At 45.6% G+C, this 22233-nt stretch carries 18 protein-coding genes and 1 pseudogene; 14 read left to right on the forward strand and 5 right to left on the reverse strand.

The window, feature by feature from the left end; genetic code table 11:
- Positions 1–7: 7 nt before the first annotated feature.
- The 3 genes from ACTWJ7_RS15205 to ACTWJ7_RS15215 form a co-directional block, all read right to left on the reverse strand.
- Complete coding sequence (locus ACTWJ7_RS15205) at positions 8–1255, reverse strand: glutamate-5-semialdehyde dehydrogenase (RefSeq protein ID WP_301878396.1); 1248 nt, start codon at positions 1253–1255, stop codon at positions 8–10.
- A gap of 28 nt (positions 1256–1283) precedes the next feature.
- A complete protein-coding gene (proB, locus tag ACTWJ7_RS15210; protein ID WP_024630606.1) occupies positions 1284–2387 on the reverse strand; it encodes a glutamate 5-kinase in 1104 nt (367 codons plus the stop codon).
- Between the two features lie 360 nt (positions 2388–2747).
- A complete protein-coding gene (locus tag ACTWJ7_RS15215) occupies positions 2748–3956 on the reverse strand; it encodes a pyridoxal phosphate-dependent aminotransferase (RefSeq protein ID WP_301877501.1) in 1209 nt (402 codons plus the stop codon).
- Positions 3957–4045: 89 nt separating this feature from the next.
- On the opposite strand from ACTWJ7_RS15215, the gene ACTWJ7_RS15220 reads away from it, so the two are divergent.
- Both ACTWJ7_RS15220 and ACTWJ7_RS15225 read left to right on the forward strand, forming a co-directional pair.
- Positions 4046–4549, forward strand: a complete 504-nt coding sequence (locus ACTWJ7_RS15220) for an ABC transporter substrate-binding protein (RefSeq protein ID WP_301877500.1) — start codon at positions 4046–4048, stop codon at positions 4547–4549.
- Between the two features lie 69 nt (positions 4550–4618).
- Complete coding sequence (locus tag ACTWJ7_RS15225) at positions 4619–5440, forward strand: carbon-nitrogen family hydrolase (protein ID WP_301877497.1); 822 nt, start codon at positions 4619–4621, stop codon at positions 5438–5440.
- Between the two features lie 487 nt (positions 5441–5927).
- Here the strand turns inward: ACTWJ7_RS15225 and ACTWJ7_RS15230 are convergent.
- Positions 5928–6847 (reverse strand): annotated as a pseudogene (locus ACTWJ7_RS15230) (LysR family transcriptional regulator).
- 355 nt (positions 6848–7202) lie between these two features.
- Between ACTWJ7_RS15230 and ACTWJ7_RS15235 the strand changes: the two are divergent.
- The 8 genes from ACTWJ7_RS15235 to nagA all read left to right on the forward strand — a co-directional run bounded on the left by ACTWJ7_RS15235 (position 7203) and on the right by nagA (position 14613).
- The gene (locus ACTWJ7_RS15235; RefSeq protein WP_443145587.1) at positions 7203–8405 is read left to right on the forward strand and encodes a PTS transporter subunit EIIC; all 1203 of its coding nucleotides are present in this window, start codon (positions 7203–7205) and stop codon (positions 8403–8405) included.
- Entirely contained in the window at positions 8402–9100 is a 699-nt protein-coding gene (locus tag ACTWJ7_RS15240; RefSeq protein ID WP_443145588.1) for a glucose PTS transporter subunit IIA, read from the forward strand. The genes ACTWJ7_RS15235 and ACTWJ7_RS15240 overlap by 4 nt, the downstream gene beginning before the upstream one ends.
- A gap of 35 nt (positions 9101–9135) precedes the next feature.
- On the forward strand, positions 9136–9975 hold the full coding sequence (licT, locus tag ACTWJ7_RS15245; RefSeq protein WP_079349370.1) for a BglG family transcription antiterminator LicT: 840 nt from the start codon (positions 9136–9138) through the stop codon (positions 9973–9975).
- A 28-nt stretch (positions 9976–10003) separates the two neighbouring features.
- A complete protein-coding gene (locus ACTWJ7_RS15250) occupies positions 10004–11461 on the forward strand; it encodes a glycoside hydrolase family 1 protein (RefSeq protein ID WP_079349369.1) in 1458 nt (485 codons plus the stop codon).
- A 783-nt stretch (positions 11462–12244) separates the two neighbouring features.
- Positions 12245–12490 carry a GNAT family N-acetyltransferase gene (locus tag ACTWJ7_RS15255; RefSeq protein ID WP_301877494.1) on the forward strand — a complete coding sequence of 82 codons (246 nt, stop codon included), beginning with the start codon at positions 12245–12247 and terminating at the stop codon, positions 12488–12490.
- Positions 12491–12716: 226 nt separating this feature from the next.
- Entirely contained in the window at positions 12717–12875 is a 159-nt protein-coding gene (locus ACTWJ7_RS15260; RefSeq protein ID WP_443146379.1) for a DeoR family transcriptional regulator, read from the forward strand.
- Complete coding sequence (locus ACTWJ7_RS15265; protein ID WP_443145589.1) at positions 12851–13444, forward strand: DeoR/GlpR family DNA-binding transcription regulator; 594 nt, start codon at positions 12851–12853, stop codon at positions 13442–13444. The genes ACTWJ7_RS15260 and ACTWJ7_RS15265 overlap by 25 nt, the downstream gene beginning before the upstream one ends.
- Before the next feature lie 26 nt (positions 13445–13470).
- A complete protein-coding gene (nagA, locus tag ACTWJ7_RS15270) occupies positions 13471–14613 on the forward strand; it encodes an N-acetylglucosamine-6-phosphate deacetylase (RefSeq protein ID WP_301877492.1) in 1143 nt (380 codons plus the stop codon).
- Between the two features lie 345 nt (positions 14614–14958).
- On the opposite strand, the gene ACTWJ7_RS15275 is transcribed toward nagA, so the two are convergent.
- The gene (locus ACTWJ7_RS15275) at positions 14959–15798 is read right to left on the reverse strand and encodes an AraC family transcriptional regulator (protein WP_301877491.1); all 840 of its coding nucleotides are present in this window, start codon (positions 15796–15798) and stop codon (positions 14959–14961) included.
- A gap of 281 nt (positions 15799–16079) precedes the next feature.
- On the opposite strand from ACTWJ7_RS15275, the gene ACTWJ7_RS15280 reads away from it, so the two are divergent.
- The 4 genes from ACTWJ7_RS15280 (at position 16080) to leuD (ending at position 22047) form a co-directional block, all read left to right on the forward strand.
- Positions 16080–16952, forward strand: coding sequence for a chitosanase (locus tag ACTWJ7_RS15280; protein WP_301877489.1), 873 nt, complete (start codon positions 16080–16082; stop codon positions 16950–16952).
- Positions 16953–17039: 87 nt separating this feature from the next.
- Positions 17040–19628: a metallophosphoesterase gene (locus tag ACTWJ7_RS15285; protein ID WP_301877487.1), complete on the forward strand. Its 2589-nt coding sequence runs from the start codon at positions 17040–17042 to the stop codon at positions 19626–19628.
- A 347-nt stretch (positions 19629–19975) separates the two neighbouring features.
- Positions 19976–21397 carry a 3-isopropylmalate dehydratase large subunit gene (gene leuC, locus ACTWJ7_RS15290; RefSeq protein WP_079349361.1) on the forward strand — a complete coding sequence of 474 codons (1422 nt, stop codon included), beginning with the start codon at positions 19976–19978 and terminating at the stop codon, positions 21395–21397.
- 32 nt (positions 21398–21429) lie between these two features.
- Entirely contained in the window at positions 21430–22047 is a 618-nt protein-coding gene (gene leuD, locus ACTWJ7_RS15295; RefSeq protein ID WP_024630591.1) for a 3-isopropylmalate dehydratase small subunit, read from the forward strand.
- The last annotated feature ends 186 nt before the right edge of the window (positions 22048–22233 follow it).

Raw genomic sequence — 22233 nt, forward strand, 5'->3', positions numbered from 1 at the left:
TGCGAAATTATTGCCGGATTTGTCCATTGCCAGTAATACGATATTTGGTTGACGTCAGTGCAGGCAGACCCATAGGTCCACGAGCATGCAGCTTCTGGGTACTGATCCCAATTTCAGCTCCATAGCCGAATTCAAATCCGTCTGTGAAACGTGTGGAAGCATTATGGTATACAGCGGCTGCATCTACATCATGTAAGAAACGTTCTGCATGAGTGGTATCCCGGGTGACAATACACTCTGAATGCTTCGTGCCATAACGTGCGATATGCTGCATCGCTTCATCCAGATTCTGAACCACACGGATATTTAAAATATAATCATTATACTCTGTCGCATAATCTTCTTCCGTCACAGGAAGGGCAGAGGGAACCAGACGACGTACCGTGTCACAACCCTTCAACAAGACATTTGCCTCACGAAGTTGTTCGGCCAGAGTCGGCAGATGCTCCTCCGCGTAAGCAGCGTGCAGCAACAAGGTTTCCATGGAGTTGCACACGGATGGACGCTGTGCCTTGGCATTAATAGCAATCTCCGCTGCCATGACCGGATCGGCAGATTCATCCACATAGGTATGACAGATACCTGCGCCGGTTTCGATCACAGGCACTGTTGCATTGGCGACCACATTGCGGATCAGTGAAGCCCCGCCGCGCGGGATGATGACGTCCAGCAGTCCGTTCAACTTGAGCATTTCGTCCACGGAGGAGCGGTCTGCATCCTCAACAAGCTGCAAGGCGTCAGCGGGCATGTCTGTTTTTGCCAGTGCCTGATGAAGCACCTCCACAATTTTGCGATTAGAGGAGAGGGCAGAGGAGCCGCCTCGCAGAAGTACAGCATTGCCTGTTTTGAGGCAGAGTCCGGCTGCATCTACTGTAACATTTGGACGGGCCTCATAGATGATGCCAATCAGACCGATAGGCACTCTTAATTTTTCAACATGCAATTCGTTTGGACGAGTGAATGTCTCAAGCACTTCGCCGACAGGGTCCTGCAGGTTTACAATCTGACGCAGCCCTTCAGCGATGCCGGCGATACGATCTTTGTTCAGAGCGAGGCGATCTAGCATCGATTCTGGGGTACCTTGCTGTCTGCCACGTTCCAGATCATCCGCGTTTGCTGCAATAATGGAATCCGCTTGGTCAATCAATGCGTCTGCCATGACCAGCAGCGCGCTATTTTTTTGTTCTGTGCTTAGTCGATTCAACTGCGGAACCACGGCTTGGGCCTTGCTCGCTTTTTCTCTGACTTCACTCATCATAAATTCCTCCCATATATAAAAGTGTCTATTTTAACGTAATCCACTCGTCCCGGTGAATAACCTCAAGTCGATGGATGCTGTTCAACTGCTTCATCACTTCGCCACTTGGCAGTCCTGCAATGAGCCGCAACTGGTCATCATCATAATTGACAATGCCACGACCGAGCAGGGTATCATCCATACCGAGTACCTCTACAACGTCTCCGGCGTGGAAGGTGCCCAGTACGCGCTTGACGCCTACAGGAAGGAGACTATGACCACCATGGACCAGTGCTTCTTCGGCACCATTATCCACAACCACGGTACCGAGCGGTGTAGACATGAAACCAAGCCATTGCTTTTTACGAGAGAGAGCGGCAAGACGAGTCTCGAAATACGTTCCTTTTCCGGTCCCATCAACTGCTTTTTGCATATCTCCAGGTTCCTTCACACTGCCCACAAAGACAGGCACACCTCCACGTGTTGCCACTTTGGCTGCATCGACCTTGGATCGCATCCCACCCGTGCCTACAGATGATCCTGAACCGCCGGCATAGGCATAGATTTCTGCTGTAATTTCCGGGATACGGTCATAACGTACGGCAGCTGGATCTTTGCGTGGATCAGCCGTGTAGAGGCCGTTGGTATCTGTAAGAATGACCAAATGTTGTGCCTTGACCAGATTTGCCACCAAAGCAGACAGAAGATCGTTATCTCCAAACTTCAATTCATCAACAGATACGGTATCATTCTCGTTAAAGATTGGAATGACGCGCTGCTTGAGCAGCTCTTCCACGGTCATCCCCGCGTTACCCATACGTTTTCGGCTGTGAAAGTCAGTACGGGTGAGCAGAATTTGTGCTGTAGTAACGCGGTGCGCTGCAAAAGCCTGTTGATATGCCTGCATCAGCAAAGCTTGCCCAACAGCCGCTGCGGCTTGTTTTTCATGCAGCTGCTTGGGACGCTGGGGGTAACCGATCTCCCGGAATCCGGCAGCTACCGCTCCCGAAGTGACCAGAAGAACCTCATGGCCTTGTTCAGCCAAGGCAGCAATTTCTCCAGCAAAAAATGTAATGGCACTGCGATCGAGCCCGCCTTCTTCCGTAGTAAGCGAACTGCTTCCGATCTTAACTACAATACGTGAGGTCATGTTTTCACTTCCTTAAACAATATTAATGATTGACCCTGGAGCAGACCGTTGGGTACAAAAAAACTCCCGCCCTTTTAATTAAAAAGGACGAAAGTTCGTTACTTCCGCGGTACCACCTTTATTGATGATTGGATCATCCGGCTTCATGCCCTGTAACAGAAGGCACTGTCCTGTGCATCACAGGCCGCTCAGGGGTAGGGTTCGGAGAGAAGCCGCGGTAAATTCTTGCAGCCCGATGGAATTTACTCTCTGGGCGCGGCTGATCCTCTCGTACTGGTCCCGTCATCACGTTTCGTTCAATATTTCCTTATAACATACCATGGAAACTTGGCAGATGCAAAGGGGTTATACACCTGTAAATTACTTGAATAAATTCAGCTTGCCAATCCGCTGCGCAGCTTCCCTTAATCGATCTTCATCACTTAGCAGTCCTGCACGCACATAGCCCTCACCATGTGAACCGAAACCAATACCCGGTGCGACCGCGACCTTTGCTTCACGCAGTAACACATCTGCAAAGGACGCCGAAGTAAAGCCAGCGGGAACAGGCAGCCAACTGAAGAAGGAACCACCTGATTTGGTAGCCTGCCAGCCGATGGATGAGAGTGCGTCATAGAAAGCGTCTCGACGTGATTCATAGCGTGCAACCAGCGAAGTGACACATTCCTGAGAAGAGGTCAGTGCTACCGCAGCAGCGGCCTGGATGCCTCCGAAGAGACTCACGTAGATATGATCCTGCAGCAGATTAATTTTGGAGATAATTTCCGCGTTGCCCAGGGCGAAACCGACACGCCAACCCGCCATGTTGTACGTTTTGGATAACGTATAGAACTCAATGCCCACTTCTTTGGCACCTGGTGCCTGCAAAAAGCTCACTGGCCGATGTCCATCAAATCCGATCGCACCATAGGCGAAGTCACTGGCTACGACGATTTTATTTTGAATGGCGAACTCTACCGTATCTTCATAGAAGGAAAGCGAGGCGGTGGCCGATGTTGGATTGTTGGGATAGTTCAGGAACATCAGCTTGGCCTTTTCCCGATCTTCGATAGAGATTGCTTCATAATCAGGCAGGAATGCATTGGACTCCAGTAGGGGCATAAAAGACATGTGCGCTTTCGCCAGTGCGACACCGGACCAATAATCCGGGTAACCTGGATCGGGCACGAGACATACATCACCTGGATTGAGCAAGACTTGAGGCAACTGGACTAAACCTGTTTTTCCTCCAAACAATATCGCAACTTCCGTTTCCGGGTCCAGGTCCACGTTGTAATCTTCCTTGTAACGTTTTGCAACAGCTTCCTTGAGGAAAGCATGCCCGCTAAAAGGTGAATATTTATGATAGAGCGGGTTCTCTGCTGACTCTTGCAGTGCTTTAACAATGTGGGGCGGTGTAGGTGTATCCGGGTTCCCCTGACCCAAATTGATTACGTCGTGACCACTTGCAATTTCGCGGTTTACATTTTGAACAAGGGTAGCAAAAAATTGTGTTGGAAGCTGTGTCATTACATCGGATGTAGGTATGGTAAAGGCTGAACGACTCGATAGGTTAGGCAGATTAGTCATGCTATACATCACTCCGGTTATTAAAGATGGCAATATAGTTCTCATTAATTTATCACGTCAATCCCGAGCTGTATAGGGGAAAACACTTCATGAATACTTGGATGGAGCCAATAGTTAAGTTATTGTACAAAAGTGAAATGAGGTATTTCAGTTTGTCCATTGAGGTTAGGGTAACTCGAGAAATAGAAATGAAAAAGGGTATACGAAATACGGCAGTATTATTGCCATCGGGGTGCACGATTGTTTGTCATGGGTATTATCGGACTGGCTTCGCTGTTATACCATCTGATGGGTTCAGACCGGTTACGAAAGTGAAGGAAGCGCTCGCAGCGGGCAGAGCCTATAAGCAGATATCATCTGAAGCGGTTCGCCAGTATGCGGGCGACCATATATTTGTATTGCTTCCTGAAGAGAGCGTTGCAAGGCAGGCCACAGAGAAGTTGATGCAAAGTTCAAGCTGGAGAGCTCTTTCGGCTGTAAAGAAGGGGCAGGTGTACGGAGTGGAAGAACTCACATGGAACTTGGGCGATGCTATGACCAACAACCGATTGTTGACTTTGTTGCCCGAGTTGTTACGTAGGAGTTCATCTTGAAAACAGGTTGCAGACGTTTGGATGATCAAGCTATGATTACAGGTATTACGGTTCAGAGGAGTGCTTATCATGACAGAGCAACAACATGGGGAAATGCGTGTGGCCCTGATTCAGGGCGATATTCAGCTCGGAGATCCTGAGGCCAACCATAAGCATATGCAGTTTTTACTTGAACGAGCGGTAGAACAGTATCCCGATCTGGGTCTGGCTGTACTGCCCGAAATGTGGAATACGGGCTATGCATTAGAACAAATTCATGAGCTTGCTGACCCGGAAGGACAGAAATCAAGGGAATGGCTTGCGGCTTTTGCCCAAAAACATCGAATTTCTATCGTCGGCGGTTCTATTGCGGAGAAACGTGACGGCCAAATTTACAATACAATGTATGCCTATAATAGCGAAGGAAATCAGGTAACACGTTATGATAAATTACATTTGTTCCGCCTGATGGATGAAGAGAAGTATTTGCAGCCTGGTGCAGAACCGGAAATATTCGAGCTCGAGAATGGTCTTACCGCAGGAGCTTCAATCTGTTACGATATTCGTTTTCCCGAGCTGGCTCGCACGCTTGCCTTGAACGGGGCCAAAGCATTAATCGTACCCGCTGAATGGCCGAATCCTCGTTTGAACCACTGGCGGACATTATTAACAGCAAGGGCGATCGAGAATCAGATGTACGTCATTGCGTGCAACCGTGTAGGAAAAAGCGGAGAAACCGAATTTTTCGGACATTCCCTCATTATTGATCCGTGGGGTGAAATAGTGGCTGAAGGTGGAGAAGGAGAAGAGATCGTGACTGGATTTATCCGCCCTTCGCTGGTGGATGAGGTTCGCGGCCGCATTCCGGTGTTTGAAGACCGCAGACCTGGCATTTATTTTGGCAGCAAATAAAATTTGTAATTTTCCAGTAAAGTGTTTCGTGATCCGGGAGGCGGGTAATGATAACTATCCCGTCACCAAGGAGGATGATCAATCAAATGGACAACCATGTGAAAGATACGCTCAGGAGACTGGAACAGGAAAACACTAGGGTAGATCACTTAAGGCCATTCTTAGAGAATGGGGCAGGAGGGCTATCACCCCTGAACAATCTGTTCAGGATGAAGGCCGCCTTGTGAATCAACAGAACAGGCTAACGAGTGAACGGAATTTGCGAAAATAAACCGCCAAACTTGAAATTCTCATATGTACGTTTTTACGTTAACATTTCAATAATGATATCAGCAACATGGTACTGTAACGATGTATTGCTAATCCCATGTAAGAACTTTATCCTGCGGATGCGGGAGACGAGTATAGAACAAAGGCTTGGCCCTTATGGGTCAAGCCTTTGTTTATTTTAGTGCATGGGTGGCAGCCAATACGGTGATCGTTCCAATTATTCTCCTTGAGAGAGTTCGGCAACCGTTTGTTGAAACGTATGAATGAATGCCTCCGCGGCTTTGGAGAGAACCCGTCCTTGGCGGTATGCAACTACAAGGGTACGACTGGGGGTTGGTTCGGCCAGCGGGACATATACGGGCACGAATTCACTGCGGGGAGCACGGGCAATAAAGCGCGGAACCAGCGTAATACCCATACCTGTAGCGACTAGTGACTGTAGCGTCTCGATGTTCGTGCTCTCAAACACCACATTGGGATCAAACCCGGCTTCCTCACACAGATCAAATGTAAGTTTGCGGAAGCCCTGTCCTTTCTTCAGTACAACAAAGGGTTCATCGCGAAGCTCTTCCATCCTTACTGGGAGCGGATGTTTCGGATCTCCTCTGCGTGCCAAAGGGTGATTTGGGGAACAGCCAGATCAATTCGCTCTTCACCAATCGTTACATAAGATAGGCTTGGCTCCTGCAATGGGAGAGAGAGCAGGCTTAAGTCAGCCTTGCCACTAGCCGTCAACTTTTCAAGTGTAAGCCCGGAGTCTTCCAACAAGGTTACTTCAATCTCGGGATAGGCTTGCTGGAATGCGGGAAGCACATGCGGAAGTAGGTGGGAGCCAGTGATCGGCATGCTGCCTACAACGACTTTACCTTTACGCAGCTGGGAAATGTCCGACATTTCCTGTCTAAGCAGCTCGACGGCATCAATGATTTTTTGTGCCTGCTCTACAAAAGTCACCCCTGCATGGGTCAGCTCCACGCTGCTGGTATTACGTTGGAATAGCAGTACGCCCAGTTCCTTTTCAAGTTTGGATAGCTGCTGACTTAAAGAAGGCTGGGCGATGTGCAGCTTCTCGGCTGCCCGGGAGAAGTTTCGCTCTGACGCGATTTGCAGCGTATATTGAAGTTGTCTGAATTCCATATCCACACGTCATTCCTTTCGTTATGCCATCATTATATCACTAGAGATGAAGAAATCATTATTTTTGCTGAAACGCTTGCACTGCATAAAAAGAGCTGATATACTGTGTCTGAAAACGCTTAATGGTTTAAACTTACCCGGGTATAACTAGAAAATCGTTTTCAGATGTATTCTTTTTCAGTACGATGAAGTTCAACTATTCATATTCTTTTCGTATATATAATTGAATAATGTTCATCCAACGATGGCGTGTTACTGTTCGGCAGGCAAGACCTAGATTGGGTGGGAAGAGTCCTTTTCCTACCCTATTTAGGTCTTTTTTTGTTCCCAGCAGAAAAAAAGGCGGAGGTGCACCATGAATCACAAGAAATTAGCCCAATCGATTATGGAGCTGGTTGGTGGCAATGATAATATCAACACGGCAATTCATTGCTCCACCAGGCTCAGACTTACTTTGAAGAATCCCGATGTAGCGAAAACGGCCGAAATCAAAAACCTGGATGGCGTCATCGGCGCAGTGAACAGTGGCGGGCAATACCAGGTAATCATCGGCAATGATGTCGGATATGTCTATAACGAACTTGCCAAGATGATGGATACCCAACAATCCAGTGAGGTTCAGGAAAAGAAAAAAGCGGATTACAGTCCCAAAGGTCTGTTCAACACCTTTGCCAGTGTAATTGCAGGCATCTTCCAGCCGATTATTCCGGCCATTGCTGCTTCAGGCATGTTGAAGGCGCTGCTGCTTTTGGCAACCGTGACCGGACTAATGTCGAAAGAAAGCCAGACGTATACCGTTTTGAGTGTTATGTCGGATGCGGCCTTTTATTTTCTTCCGGTCCTGCTGGCCTATTCCAGTGCAAATAAATTTAAGACCAACCCTTTTGTAGCTGTCCTGTTCGCGGGAATCATGCTGCATCCCAATATGATTGGATTGCTTGGCGGTGAAGATCCGGTATCCTTTATCGGATTGCCTGTGGCTTCTGTTCAATATGCATCATCGGTTGTACCTATTATTTTAACAGTCTGGTTTATGTCCTATATCGAACGTTTTGCCGACAAGGTCTCACCAGGACCCGTTAAGATATTCCTTAAACCGTTGATTGTCATTCTGATTGTTGCTCCAATCGCACTGATTGTGCTTGGTCCACTGGGTATGTATCTCGGAACAGGCATGTCCAACCTGATCTATTGGATTCAGGACAAAATTGGCTGGTTGACTGTTGTCATTATGGCGATTCTTATGCCTTTAATTGTGATGTTCGGCATGCACAAAGTGTTTTATCCGATTATTTTTGCAGCACTTGCTTCACCTGGTTACGAGACACTGGTCCTGGTCGCCATGCTGGCATCTAATATGGCGCAGGGAGCTGGAGCGCTGGCGGTATCGTTCAAAACCAAGGATGTGAAGCTTAAACAAGTCGCACTGTCTGCGGGCATCTCCGGGGTATTTGGAATCACGGAACCAGCTTTGTACGGAGTACATTTAAGACTCAAAAAAACGCTGTTTGCATGCATGATCGGTGCTGGCATCGGGGATTGTTCGCAGGGATTGTGAATCTCAAGGCGTATGCAGCCGTAGGACCAGGGATTGCATCCATGCCTATGTTTATCAGTGAAGACAACATGAACATTATCTATGCCCTTATTACCATGCTGATCTCCGCTGTTATTGCGTTTATTGCAGTGTATGTCATTGGATTTCAGGATGTTGTTCCCGCAGCAGTTCCAGCAACTGACTCTTCGGTAGCAAAAGTGGAAGAAAAACCTGAGATCAAGCCTTCGGCTGGAATCAAATCCAAAAAAATGGTTTTTGCGCCACTGGAGGGTACAGTACTTCCCTTAAGAGAAGTAAAGGATGAGGCTTTCTCCCAAGAAGCGATGGGACAAGGAATGGCCATCCAGCCGAGTGTTGGCAAAGTGTTTGCTCCGTTTGATGGAACCGTTGAGACGGTATTTCGTACCAAACATTCCATTGGGTTGAGATCGGTGGATGGAGTGGAACTACTGATTCATGTAGGACTGGATACTGTGAAATTGAAAGGGCAGCATTTTGACGTAAAGGTAAGCGAAGGAGAACAGATCTCCCATGGCCAACTTCTGATGGAGTTTGATCTTACGGCAATACAAGCCGCAGGTTATGACACCACGACCCCTGTAATCGTGACCAATTCCTCCGATTATCTGGAGGTATTGGGTAATGAATCATCACCAATGACGGGACCGGAGAAACCATTAATTACAGTGTTATAACCGTCGAAATATGAATGAGAGGCAGGCAGCCGGATATGGAAGTCGTGAAAATACTGAATTCGAGCGTTGTTCTCGCCAGACGTGGTGAGGATGATAAGGAAATTATTGTGATGGGGAAGGGCATCGGCTTCAAGAGCAAACCTGGAGATATCGTGAGTGACGACGAGATTGAAAAGGTATATGTGCTTGAAAATGAAACAATCTCTTCGGATCTCACCGCTCTAATGAAGGAAACGCCAAAAGAATATCTGATTCTGGCTGACGAGATCATTTCTTATGCCAAGCACACCTTGTCCCGACATCTGAGTGATCATCTCTACGTCTCATTGACGGATCACCTGTATATGGCGACTAAACGGTTCAGGGACAATATGACCATCCAGAATCGCATGCTGTGGGAAGTGAAGAAGTTCTATCCACAGGAATTCAGCATTGGCATGCATGGTCTGTCTCTCATTCACAATCAGATTGGTCTATCTCTGCCTGAAGAGGAAGCGGCCAATATCGCCTTTCATCTCGTCAATGCTCAGCAGAATGATGACAATATGAATCAGGTCATGCTGATGACCAACACGGTCAAGGATGTTCTCAATATTATTAAAATTCATTATCAGGTGGAGCTGGATACACACAGCATTAACTATTCCCGCTTTTTAACCCATTTGCAGTTCTTCATTCAGCGACTGTTTGAGCATAAAACGTTAAATACGCAGGATCATGAGCTGTTTGACCAGATCGCGAGCAAATATCCGCAGGAAGAAGAATGCGTGCTGCTGATCAAAGAGTATATTGAAGCCCGCTTCGAACATACGATTTCTAGCGAAGAAATGATGTACCTGATTATTCATATCAATCGTGTAATGAGTCGCAATTAAGATTGGACCAATCAAGGAGGAATACACAATGACCAATATAACAAGAACGTTCCCGGAAGGTTTTTTATGGGGAGGAGCCATTGCAGCCAATCAGGCGGAAGGCGCCTGGAATGTCGATGGCAAGGGTCTGTCTACAGCGGATATCGCCATGTATCGAAAAGGTGTGGCCAAGAGTGAGTACAAAAAGCATAATGCGATTACGGAAGAACAGATCCAGGAAGCGATGGAATCAACGTCGGATAGAGAATATCCGAAACGCAGGGGCATTGATTTCTACCATCGTTACGAGGAAGACCTGGCCTTGTTTGGGGAAATGGGTCTGAAAACATTGCGTTTGTCCATTGCATGGACACGGATCTTCCCAAATGGGAATGAAACGGAGCCAAATGAAGCCGGTTTACAATTTTATGATCGTGTTATTGATGGCATGTTGAAGCAGGGCATTGAACCACTGATCACGTTATCTCATTATGAGATGCCGATGTATCTGGTTAATCATTATGGGGGCTGGACGGATCGCAAAGTGGTCGATTATTTTGTGCACTTTTGCCAAACGGTGTTTAATCGATATAAGGAGAAAGTAAAATACTGGATTACCTTTAATGAGATTGACAGCATCGTTCGTCACCCGTTTACGAGTGGTGGTATTGTTCCAAATCGTATTGACAACGTGGAACAAGCTGTATATCAGGCGCTGCATCATCAATTTGTGGCCAGTAGCCTGGCGGTGAAATATTGTCATGAGATCATTCCCGGTTCTCAGATCGGATGCATGCTTACCAAGTTGACGACATATGCCCATACGTGTAATCCCGAAGATGTATTGGTGGCTTCCAGGGACAATCAGTTCAATCTCATGTTTACGGATGTTCAAGTCCGTGGGGCGTATCCATACTTTACGAAGAGATTGTTTGCCGAAAAAGGGATCGTACTGGATATGCTGGAAGGTGACGAGGAGATTCTGAAAGTGCACACGGTGGACTTTATTTCATTCAGTTATTATATGTCGCTTGTATCGAGTGTCGACGGGGACAGACTGGAGCAGGTGAGCGGTAACACCACGGGGGGTGTAAAGAACCCTTATCTGAACACCAATGACTGGGGCTGGCAGATTGATCCGGTAGGCCTGCGTATTTCCCTGAACGAGCTGTATAGTCGCTATGGAGTGCCATTATTTATTGTTGAAAATGGGATCGGAGCCGTCGATACGATTGAAGAAGACGGCAGCATTCAGGATGATTACCGGATCGATTATTTCCGTTCCCATATGGAGCAGATGCATGAAGCTATTCTCGACGGGGTCGAATTGATGGGTTACACCAGTTGGGGCATTATTGATCTGATTAGTTATTCCTCCTCCGAGATGGAAAAAAGATATGGCTTTATCTACGTCGATCAGGACAATGACGGTAACGGAACGTTGGAGAGAAAACGCAAGAAGAGCTTCTACTGGTACAAAGAGGTAATTACAAATAACGGTCTGTAGAATATGTGTAGTCAAAAATGATTGTAAGACTGAGCAGGATAGAAGACGTGATTGTTTAACCCATAATGAAGATATGGCAGCTCTGGTTTCAGGGCTGCTTTTTTTATTTTGCGCGCCTAGCCAAGCTAGACACAACTAACCGGTGAAAGTCCGGTCGAGGTAAGAGCCAAGTCGCCTCGTAGCTGACGGGCAACTGGTGGAGAAATTCTAAGGTTGAAGCCCCGTGACAAAGTAACTTCCACGGAAGTGCGAGCAAATCTACAGGCCGTAACATGAAGTGAATCCTGCCGCATCGTCAAAAAGAACCTTTTTTTTAGGACAAGAGAGAGCCGAGTCTCGGAAATATGGGCGAAGGCCATGGAACGCGTGAAGCCTTTGGAAGTGCAGCGCGGAAGAACTCTCCGGTGTATGGGGAACGGCATGTGGAGAAAATTGGGTCTGGAACTAGGGAGACCCTCAACTTCAAAACGTACTATACCTGGCGGCCAAGGAAGATCCGAGACGTCGGTTTCATGCGCTATATGACAAGGTTTACCGAGAAGATATTCTTTGGGAAGCATGGAAACAGGTCAAGGCGAGTGGTGGCAGTGGTGGCGTCGATGGAGTGACGCTGGACACCATCGTTCAGGAATACGGATCCGAGCGTTCTTAAACACTTTATTCAGAAAACGCTTAAGGAACACAATGAAATGCAAAGTAATGCAGGCTCAAATTATCAAATTAAAACCTTGGATACTCGACATATGAGGAAATGGACTGAATTCAAAGAAGAAGAACAAATAAATGCAAGAAGTCTTTATGAAAAAAGGGTTCAACTACCCAACTTATTTGAATCGGATCTACATTATTTATATGACATGCCGAAACCAAGGCACTGGCCAGCTTGTTCTTAGTTGGGCTCAAGATTTCATTTATAATCATCCGGAGTTTGAGCAATTGACTTTACATGTGTCAGACAAGAATAAAGGTGCAATTCATTTGTATCAAAAGGCTGGTTTTTGTATTGAAAAATCAAAAAAATTTTCTTAGCAGTAAATCTTAACTTATGAAGAGGTTAACGGATGTAAATTCATCTGGCTAACGTCATTTTTATTAAACGGTCAGGAATAAATACTTGAACTGACTTAAGATTTACTTATAATCACTTGCAAACACTCAAAATTACACTTATAATTACTTAAAAGGAGGTGCGAGTATTGTGTATCAAGAGGAAAGATTGTTAAAAATACTCGAATACTTGAAACAACACCAATCGATGAGTGTTACAGATATATGTACGCTGTTTGAAGTATCAAGGGATACTGCACGAAGGGATATTGTTAGATTAGTACAAGAAGGCGTTGTGATTCGAACTCATGGGGGCTATCGTTACCTGAGTTACAGAAAGAAATGCTGTCTTATCAGGATCGTTTGATTGATGAATCCGAGAGTAAGAAAAAAATAGGGAAGTTTGGGGCAAAACTTATCCAAGACCATGAGACTGTGATTTTAGACGTATCAACCACGGTGCAATTTGTAGCGGAACAAATTAGCGCAAAAAATTGCACGGTGGTCACGCACTCGATTGATAACGTAGGGATCTTGTCCAATCGAGAGGATCTTCAAATCTATATTCTCGGTGGTTACTTGAATGTAAAGCACCGCTTTTTATATGGCTCTTCCATTATCGATAAACTAAGTGAAATTCGTGCTGATAAAGCCTTCATTGGAGCATCGGCGATCCGGTCTGATGGACTCTATTATCCATATGAAGAAGATGCCCGGGTAAAGAAAGAAATGGCCAGAAGATCTGATCAGGTTATCGTAGTAGCCGATCACACAAAATTTATTGGCAAATCTATTCATCGGCTGGACTTTGATTTCGTTGACATTTTAGTCACAAATCTGGAACTCCCGAGTGAGATCAGAGAAGTTCTGGATCAGAAGAACATCACTGTTATTGAGTGTCAGGAAGAAAATGAAGAGGTTCGAAAGCAAGACTGATAACCATAGGGAAGAGGAGGGTTTTTATGTATTATATTTTGCATAATGTACAAATGGCACTTCGCAACCGTATCGTTCCATCAGCCAATGTGTGGATTTCTGAAGGGAAAATCATGAGGATAGACACAGGTGATCTTCCTACGCTAGAAGGAGAGTATGAACGGATTGATGGGAGAGGACATTTGCTAGTACCTGGAATGATAGATGTTCATATCCACGGTGCCAATGGCTTTGATATGATGGACGGTACTGAAGAGAGTATTCAAGAAGTTTCACGTCAATGTGCTTCAACGGGGTGTACCTCATTTCTGGCTACATCTGTTAGTTCTACGATGGAGGATCTTCTGGAAATGATTCGTAGTGTCAAGCGTGTAATAGGACAAGAAGTGGGAGCAAAGATCGCAGGGATTCACTTAGAGGGACCGTATCTGAACCCGAAGCGAAAAGGAATGCAGAATGAAAAGTATTTGCGGCATCCCAACATAGAAGAAATGAAGATCATTTTCCAGGAAGCAGGGTCACTCATTAAGATGGTTACTATTGCTCCCGAGCTGCCGGGAGGAATGGACTTGATTTCCTTTTTGAAAGAACAGGGAGTAGTTATAGCGATCGCTCATTCGGATGCCACATATGAGGAAGCCAAACAAGCCTTTACATCAGGTGCGAGTCATGTCACGCATTGTTTTAATGGCATGCGGCCGATCCATCATCGAGATCCGGGTCTGATCGTGGCTGCTTTTGAAGAGAAACATGTAAGTCTTCAAGCTATTGTGGATAATGTCCATCTGCATCCTGCTATTATTCGACTGATGCATAACCTGAAAGGACCGGAAGGAATGGTCTTGATCACAGATGCTTTACAAGCAATGGGTATGGGCGATGGGAATTATCTATTTGGAGGCCATCATGTCACGGTATCGGGTGGCATTGCAAGAATGGAGGATGGAACACTGGCCTCCAGTACAGTTACCATGAATGAAGCCTTACGTTATACCGTCGAAACCGGAATTCCCTTGATAGATGCCGTACAGATGGCTTCAACTACGCCGGCCAATATTCTTGGATTTCAACAAAAGGGGGAAATTTCCTCTGGTTTCGATGCCGACCTGGTCCTATTGGATGATGAATTTCAGGTTCTCTGGACGATGGTGGGTGGTCAAATTCTATAAATCACTATTATTTGCGATTCCACAGCGAAAGCCGTGTATAACTGCCTTGAATCAAAAGAGTGAAGCACGTAATAAGGAGAAGAATGGATACCAATAATGAACCGTCATATACCGAACGGTACGTACGGTGGTGTGAGAGGTAGGGGGGCTTGACGCCCCCTCCTACTCGATTAAGGGTATTTTTCAAAAGGTATCCATAATGGCGAATGAGTATATGAGGGAATCTCACTAACCGGAATGTTAATATTCTATCGTTATACTATGTCGGCAGGGTACGATACTATAGACGGGGAGAGATTGGGCACATTATTTTCTCTAATGATAGGTATCCCAATGGTTTTGATATTAAGATTTAAATTGTTTGCGGAAGCAAAGCGGCGAGATGCCCATCATTAATTTGAAGGTTCGTCCGAAATGGGAGGTGTTATCAAACCCCACCATTCCTGCAATTTCAGTAACATTAAACGAAGAGCCCACCAGCAAATCACGCGCTTCTTTAATACGGATGTTATTAATATATTCAATGAAGCTGAACCCGGTGGATTCTTTAAAGGTTCGGCAAAGGTAAGAAGTGCTTATATCGAATTGCCGTGAAATCTCACAGAGCTTAAGCGGTTCCATATAATGTTGATTTACATAATTAACGATGTCCAGAACTTTCTTGTGTGCACGATTGGATTCCACCAATGGAGCTGCAAGGCTGTCAAACAGTTTACGATTAAGATTGATGAGCAACTCCACCAATAAAATTTGTTGGTACTGTTCATAGCCGCGGGCTTGCTTCTGCTCCTCCTGGATCATCTTCTGAAAAAGCTGTTCAATGAAATACTGATCCTTCCCGGTCATCTTCAAAGCGCGGTAATCACTTTTGAACAATTCGAGCAGTTCCTCACATTGACCGCCGGTACACAAATGCTGCAGGAATTCTTTCTTGAACAGCAGTGTAACCCGTTCATACATATTGCAGCCGGAATTAACCAGCTTGTGCCTTTCGTGAATATCCATAAATAGCAGTGTTCCGCCCGCAACCTGGTATGTTCTGTCCCCTATAAAATAATAAAAATCTCCTGATATTAAATACAGAATCTCATATGCATCATGATAGTGGCTGGAAGGCATGCTGGTATATATCTGTTTCTTGCGGCTGATGTCAAAAAGAGTAGATTCATAAAATATCGGCTTCATTTAACACCTCCTAAGAGGATTGTAGACTTGAATTACAGCATGTAGCAATATATGTATAAAAATTTAATAATCACAAGAGAATACGTGCTGTTCAGACAAACTTTTTGAGATAAGCTTGAAATGAATTTACCAAGTGTTGGAAAAAGGAGGGGTGTCATACTCAGATGTTTGAGGATAAGGTTCATAAGGTTCCCTGCTGCCAAAAGTTAAAGCGCTTATACTATTAAAATAAGGGAGAGATTGCGGTGCTTAATTCAACGAATAGTAAGGTTTTTAAGAAGATGAAATTTTCATTGTTGATCCTGCTCAGCTTTTCAATTATTTTTTCTTATGGCTCTCTGTCCAATGCGTCTCAACAGAAAAGTTATGCGGCTGGGAACCCTGATTCTAAATTCTCACCGGCAACACTTCAATTCTTGCGTGTCAACACAGGACTGGATGGTGAGCAGTGGAACAATATTATGATGCTTGTCAATAAACCGGAGCAGGACGATCTGAACTGGACCAAGTTTTACGGATATTGTGAAGATATTGATGATGACCGCGGTTATACGATTGGAATATTTGGTGCGACTACAGGCGGCCCAAATGACACCGGTCCTGACGGTCCAGATCTGTTCAAGGAATATGACGCTGCCAAAGGCGCGAGTAATCCTTCGGTTAAAGGCGCATTGGCCCGGATCGGTGTCAAGGGTTCGATGAAAGGAAAAGTACTCGAAATCAATGAAAGCGAAAAGAGTTTCTGCAAAAAGATCGGCAATTTGCAAAATGATCCCGAGTGGAGAGAGGCTATGTGGAAAACGTTCTACAATGTCTATATTAAGTACAGTGTGGATCAGGCCCGCAAACGCGGCTTTAACTCGGCATTAACGATTGGTTCCTTTGTGGACGCAGCGCTGAACCATGGAGCGACAGGCGGCTCCGAGACCCTACAAGGGCTTTTGGGTAAATCAGGAGGCAGCACGGATGAGAAGACTTTCATGACCAAATTCTATAAGGAACGGACCAAGATTGTGGATACGAATGACTACAACTCTCCGCCTAACGGGAAAAATCGTGTAAAGCAGTGGAGCAATTTGCTGAATATGGGTGAGACAGACTTGAAGAACGCAGATTCGGCAGTACGTCAAGTTACCGACTGGGAACTCAAGTAACAGAAATGCAAGGGTAGCAGAACCGCCGTTCTTCTCGGTAGCGGCAGTTCGATGAAAGTGAGTTTAATGAAGAGGGAGGTGGGCCGAATGGATAAAAACCAATCTTATCTCAAGCACAGATTTTCCAAGGTAATCAGTTTAATAGTTATAGGTATGCTGCTTGCGATGGAGTTGACCGGTTTTGTCTCAGCAGGAAGGGAAGGAAATGAGGAAGATCTTGCAAGTGAAGCAGCTGCAGTTCAGGAAACGATTGCCCAGTGGATTTTTAAAGACAAAGGTGAGAACGGAATATTTCCGGCTACCGGCGGGGTATATCAGACAGCTTCATCCATTCGTGATGTAGGAACAAATACAGCTGCATACACCTTTGAGTCAGGTGAGAACAGTGTACGCAACCAGGGCTGGCATGAAGGAACGGGCGTTAAATACTGGCTTGCCACGCTCTCAACCAAAGGCTTCGAAGGTATCTTCCTCTCTTCACAGCAAACTTCTTCAAGTACGGGACCCAGGGATTTTAAGGTACAATACAGCACGAATCAGCAGGAATGGACAGATGTTGTGGGCGGTAAACTGGTTCTTGCCCAGAACAATTTTAATTGTGCCAATAATTCCTGCAAATTAACGAACCTCGCTTTGCCTGCGGGAACAAACAATCAAGATGTACTCTATATCCGCTGGGTGGTAGACTCTTTGAAAAGCGTAAGCGGAGGAACGGTATCCAGCTCAGGCTCAAGCAGAATCAAGGATGTAGTCATTAAAGGAACACGCAGCAGTGGCGAACCTGGGGACACTCCCACACTTGAGGTAAGCAAAACTCCCGCTTCAGGAGCTGCGGATGTTTCTCTTAACGCAGAGATCACAATAAAGTTTAATAAAGCGATCAGTCTCAACAGTGGTTATCAAGTTGTAATCACGGAAAACAGTGCGCCTCTAAACAACATCTCAGCCTCGCTCCTCGACCAAGATACGATTAAAGTCAGCCACCCTAATTTTACTGCCGGCAAAACTTACAAGGTGACCATCCCTAAAGAGCTTCTTAAGGGGACAATGGACGGCCGGACACCCGACAACGATATTACCTGGAGCTTTAAGACCAAGTCTCAGGACACCGGCAACAAAACACCAACGCTGCTGAACATGACTTTTAATGGGGATCCAAAGACAAGTATCGCCTTTGACTGGTATACAGCCGAAACCGTTAGAGGTACAGTAGTGCAAGTGGTAGAGGCTTCCAATGCGGGAGGAAGCGAGTTCCCGGAACAACTGGCAACTTCCTATGAGGGAAGCTCAACAGTTATTGAAACCTTAATGACGACAGGAGACAGAAGTTCCAAGAAGTATAAAAAGTTCGCCAGTCATAAGGTTATCGCAAGCGGTCTCAAGCCTGGAACCAAGTATATGTACCGGGCTGGTAACGGTGATGCGGACGGCTGGAGCGAGACAGGTTCTTTTACCACGGACAAAGCGAATAATCAGGATTTCCATTTCCTCTATGTAACCGACACCCAAGGCTCCAGCAAGTCGAATTTCGATCTGTGGCAGGATACTTTTAAGAGAGCTATTGAGAAAACAGTAGATCCCAAGTTTGTTCTTCTTACAGGGGATCTAACGGATGATGGTGATCTGGAGCAGCTGTGGCAGTGGTTCTTGGGTGTGCCGAAAAAAGAATTTGCCAATGTGCCATTTGCGCCGATCATCGGCAATCATGAGATAGAGGATTATCCGAACAATAACTTCTATAACCATTTTAATCTTCCAAAAGATGTCGGAACGGGTGCTCATGACGGGTCAGTGTATGCTTTCGAATACGGCGATGCCCTGTTCATGCAAATCAATTCCCAGTACGAAGGGGAGGTCAAGCCTTACAAAGCGGATATTCAATTCACGAAGCAGTTGGAATGGATGCGGAATCAGGTGGCAAAGACCGACAAGAAGTGGAAATTCGTCTCTATGCATAAGGGAGCTTATTCTTCAGGGGATAATGCTTCAGCAGAAAGTGAACGGGTAGAATTTTACCGAAAATATCTGATTCCTGTATTTGATGAGCTGGGTGTGGATATGGTGTTTGAGGGACATGACCATATGTATATGAGGTCTTTTCAAATGCTGAACAACGTTCCAATTAAGAATGTCATTACCGATGAGCAGGGAAATGTGCTGAATCCTAAAGGGACTGTATATCTAATGGGTAACTCGGCCGCTTCGAAATTCTATGCTCTTAATCCAGACGCAGACACGTTTTTTGCAGCAAAAAACGATCAGCCCAACAAGAAAATGTTCGTGGATGTTTCCATTACAAGCGATGTGCTGAAATTTACATCCTACACAGCAGTTAAAGATAAACCTCTTGCCGTCTATGATGCTTACAGTATTAAACGGACTGACGTCAGACCCGGCACAGTTCAAAATGCAAGCGCAGTAAAACAGTCAGCGAACCGTGCAGTTCTTTCGTGGAAAGCGCCGGCAAATAGTTCTGAGCCGGTACGAGGTTACCGGATTTACGAGAAGAATGATAAAGTCAGCACGAATTGGAGCGTGTATGTACCGGCTGTAAGCGGTCAGACGAGTTACAGCTATACATTAAACGGCATCGATTCTTCCAAAGCCTACAATTTCGTTATCAAAGCAGTGGGGACAAGAAGTAATTCGCTTCCAGCAGAGGCAGGAATGCAATGAATGGATAGATATGGGGAATACGCACGTATGGAACAGGCGAGATGTAGTTATAGCAGCCCTGGTAACAGGGCTGCTTTTTCTATTTTGCATAAAAAGCATTGACAGCGAAGAAGCTGGACCGTAGTATAAGACTTATGATAATGATAATTGTTATCAATTGAAACCTCCGCGTATAGCTGTGGTTTATTTGCTTTTGCCTCATTATAGGTTAAACCTATTACATCTATAGATATTATATCTTGGAACAATGAAGGACAGGGTGATATATTTATGTCATTCAAGAGCTTCACTTTTAGAGGAACAACGTAGGCTCTTCCAAGGACCGAACTTATGATGAGGTGAAAATGATGAGTAAAAAAACGATGTTTGAGAAAATTTGGGAAAATCACGTGATTCATCAGGAAGAAGGCAAACCAAGCATTTTGTACATCGATCTGCATCTGGTGCATGAAGTAACATCGCCACAGGCGTTTGAAGGTCTGCGTCTGAGCGGTCGTAAAGTCCGTCGCCCTGAACTTACGTTTGCAACAATGGATCACAACGTTCCAACGAAGGATCGCTTCAACATTACGGATCCAATCTCCAAACAACAAATCGACACACTTTCACAAAACTGCCGTGACTTCGGCGTAAAACTGTATGATCTGGATACCATCGATCAAGGTGTTGTACACGTTATGGGACCTGAACTGGGCCTGACTCATCCAGGTAAAACAATTGTATGTGGCGACAGCCACACATCCACACATGGTGCATTTGGTGCACTCGCATTCGGTATCGGTACGAGTGAAGTAGAGCATGTTATGGCAACCCAATGTTTACAGCAAGCCAAAGCCAAAACAATGGAAGTTCGTTTTGTCGGCAAACGTAACCCGGGTGTAACCGCTAAGGATATGATTCTCGCAGTCATCGCCAAATACGGTACAGACTTTGCTACTGGATATGTTATTGAATATACGGGTGAATCGATCCGTGAACTGAGCATGGAAGAGCGTATGACCGTCTGCAACATGTCCATTGAAGGTGGAGCAAGAGCGGGTATGATTGCTCCGGATGAAACCACATTTGAATATCTGCGTGGACGTGAATACGTACCTACCGATGGCAAATTCGATGAAGCGGTTGCTGCCTGGAAAGAGCTTGTAACTGACGAAGGTGCTGAATTCGACCGTATCGTTGAAATCGATGTGGAATCATTAATTCCGCAAGTAACTTGGGGTACTAGCCCAGGAATGGGAACCGACATTTCTTCGAAAGTTCCTGTCCCGGCTGAACTGCCAACAGAAAACGAACGTAAAGCAGCTGAAAAAGCGCTTGAATATATGGGCTTGGAACCTGGAACACCGATCTCCGAAATTCCGGTTGATTATGTATTTATCGGTTCATGCACCAATGGACGGATTGAAGATCTGCGTGCTGCTGCACAGGTAGCCAAAGGCCACACCGTATCCAGTAATGTTACAGCGATCGTTGTTCCAGGCTCGGGACGTGTTAAAATTCAGGCCGAAAAAGAAGGTCTGGATAAAATCTTCACAGACGCTGGATTTGAATGGCGTGATGCAGGGTGCAGTATGTGTCTGGCAATGAACCCGGATGTATTGAAACCAGGACAACGTTGTGCTTCGACTTCCAACCGTAACTTCGAAGGACGTCAGGGACGCGGAGGACGGACTCACCTCGTATCTCCTGCAATGGCGGCAGCAGCAGCGGTTAAGGGACACTTCGTAGACGTACGTGACTGGAATTTCAAAACGGAAGCAGCTATCTAACAAAGGAACGGATTGAAGGGAGAACGAATGATATGGATGAATTCAAAACACTGCAAGGCATCGTTGCACCGGTAGACCGGGTCAATGTAGATACAGATGCAATCATTCCGAAACAATTTTTGAAACGGATCGAACGGACCGGATTTGGACAATTTTTGTTCTACGAATGGCGTTTTGACGAAGAGGGCAACAACAACCCTTCCTTCGAAATGAATAAACCTCGCTACGAAGGTGCATCTATTCTGATCTCACGCGCTAACTTTGGCTGTGGATCTTCCCGTGAGCATGCTCCATGGGCGATTATGGATTACGGATTCCGTTGCGTAATTGCACCTTCTTATGCCGATATCTTCTACAATAACTGCTTTAAGAACGGGATCTTGCCGATCAAGCTGTCCGAAGAGCAGGTAGAAGATCTGTTCCAGCGTACAGCGACACATGAAGGCTATGAGATGAATGTGAATCTGGAAAACAAAACGATTACAGATGCTTACGGGCTGCATATTGATTTTGATCTGGATGAGCATCGTCGTCAATTCCTGTTGCAAGGACTGGACGATATTGGTCTCACACTTCAACATGATGACGAAATAGCAGCTTACGAACAACGCCATGCAGCTAAATTGTTTGGACAAACGGCCTCAGTCTAATCTTTCATCTGTACTTCGTATATCAAACCTCCAATCGTGCAGGGAACTTCACCGTTCCTTGGCTCGAATTGGAGTTTTTTTTGCATTTGCAACGATGCAATTCTGTCTTCGAATTGCAGGGTATTCCGACTAAATATGACAACGTTGTAACCGGATGGAGTGACAATATCTGATAAACTGATTAGT

The sequence above is a fragment of the Paenibacillus sp. 1A_MP2 genome, assembly GCF_052244825.1.
Taxonomy (GTDB): domain Bacteria; phylum Bacillota; class Bacilli; order Paenibacillales; family Paenibacillaceae; genus Paenibacillus; species Paenibacillus vandeheii.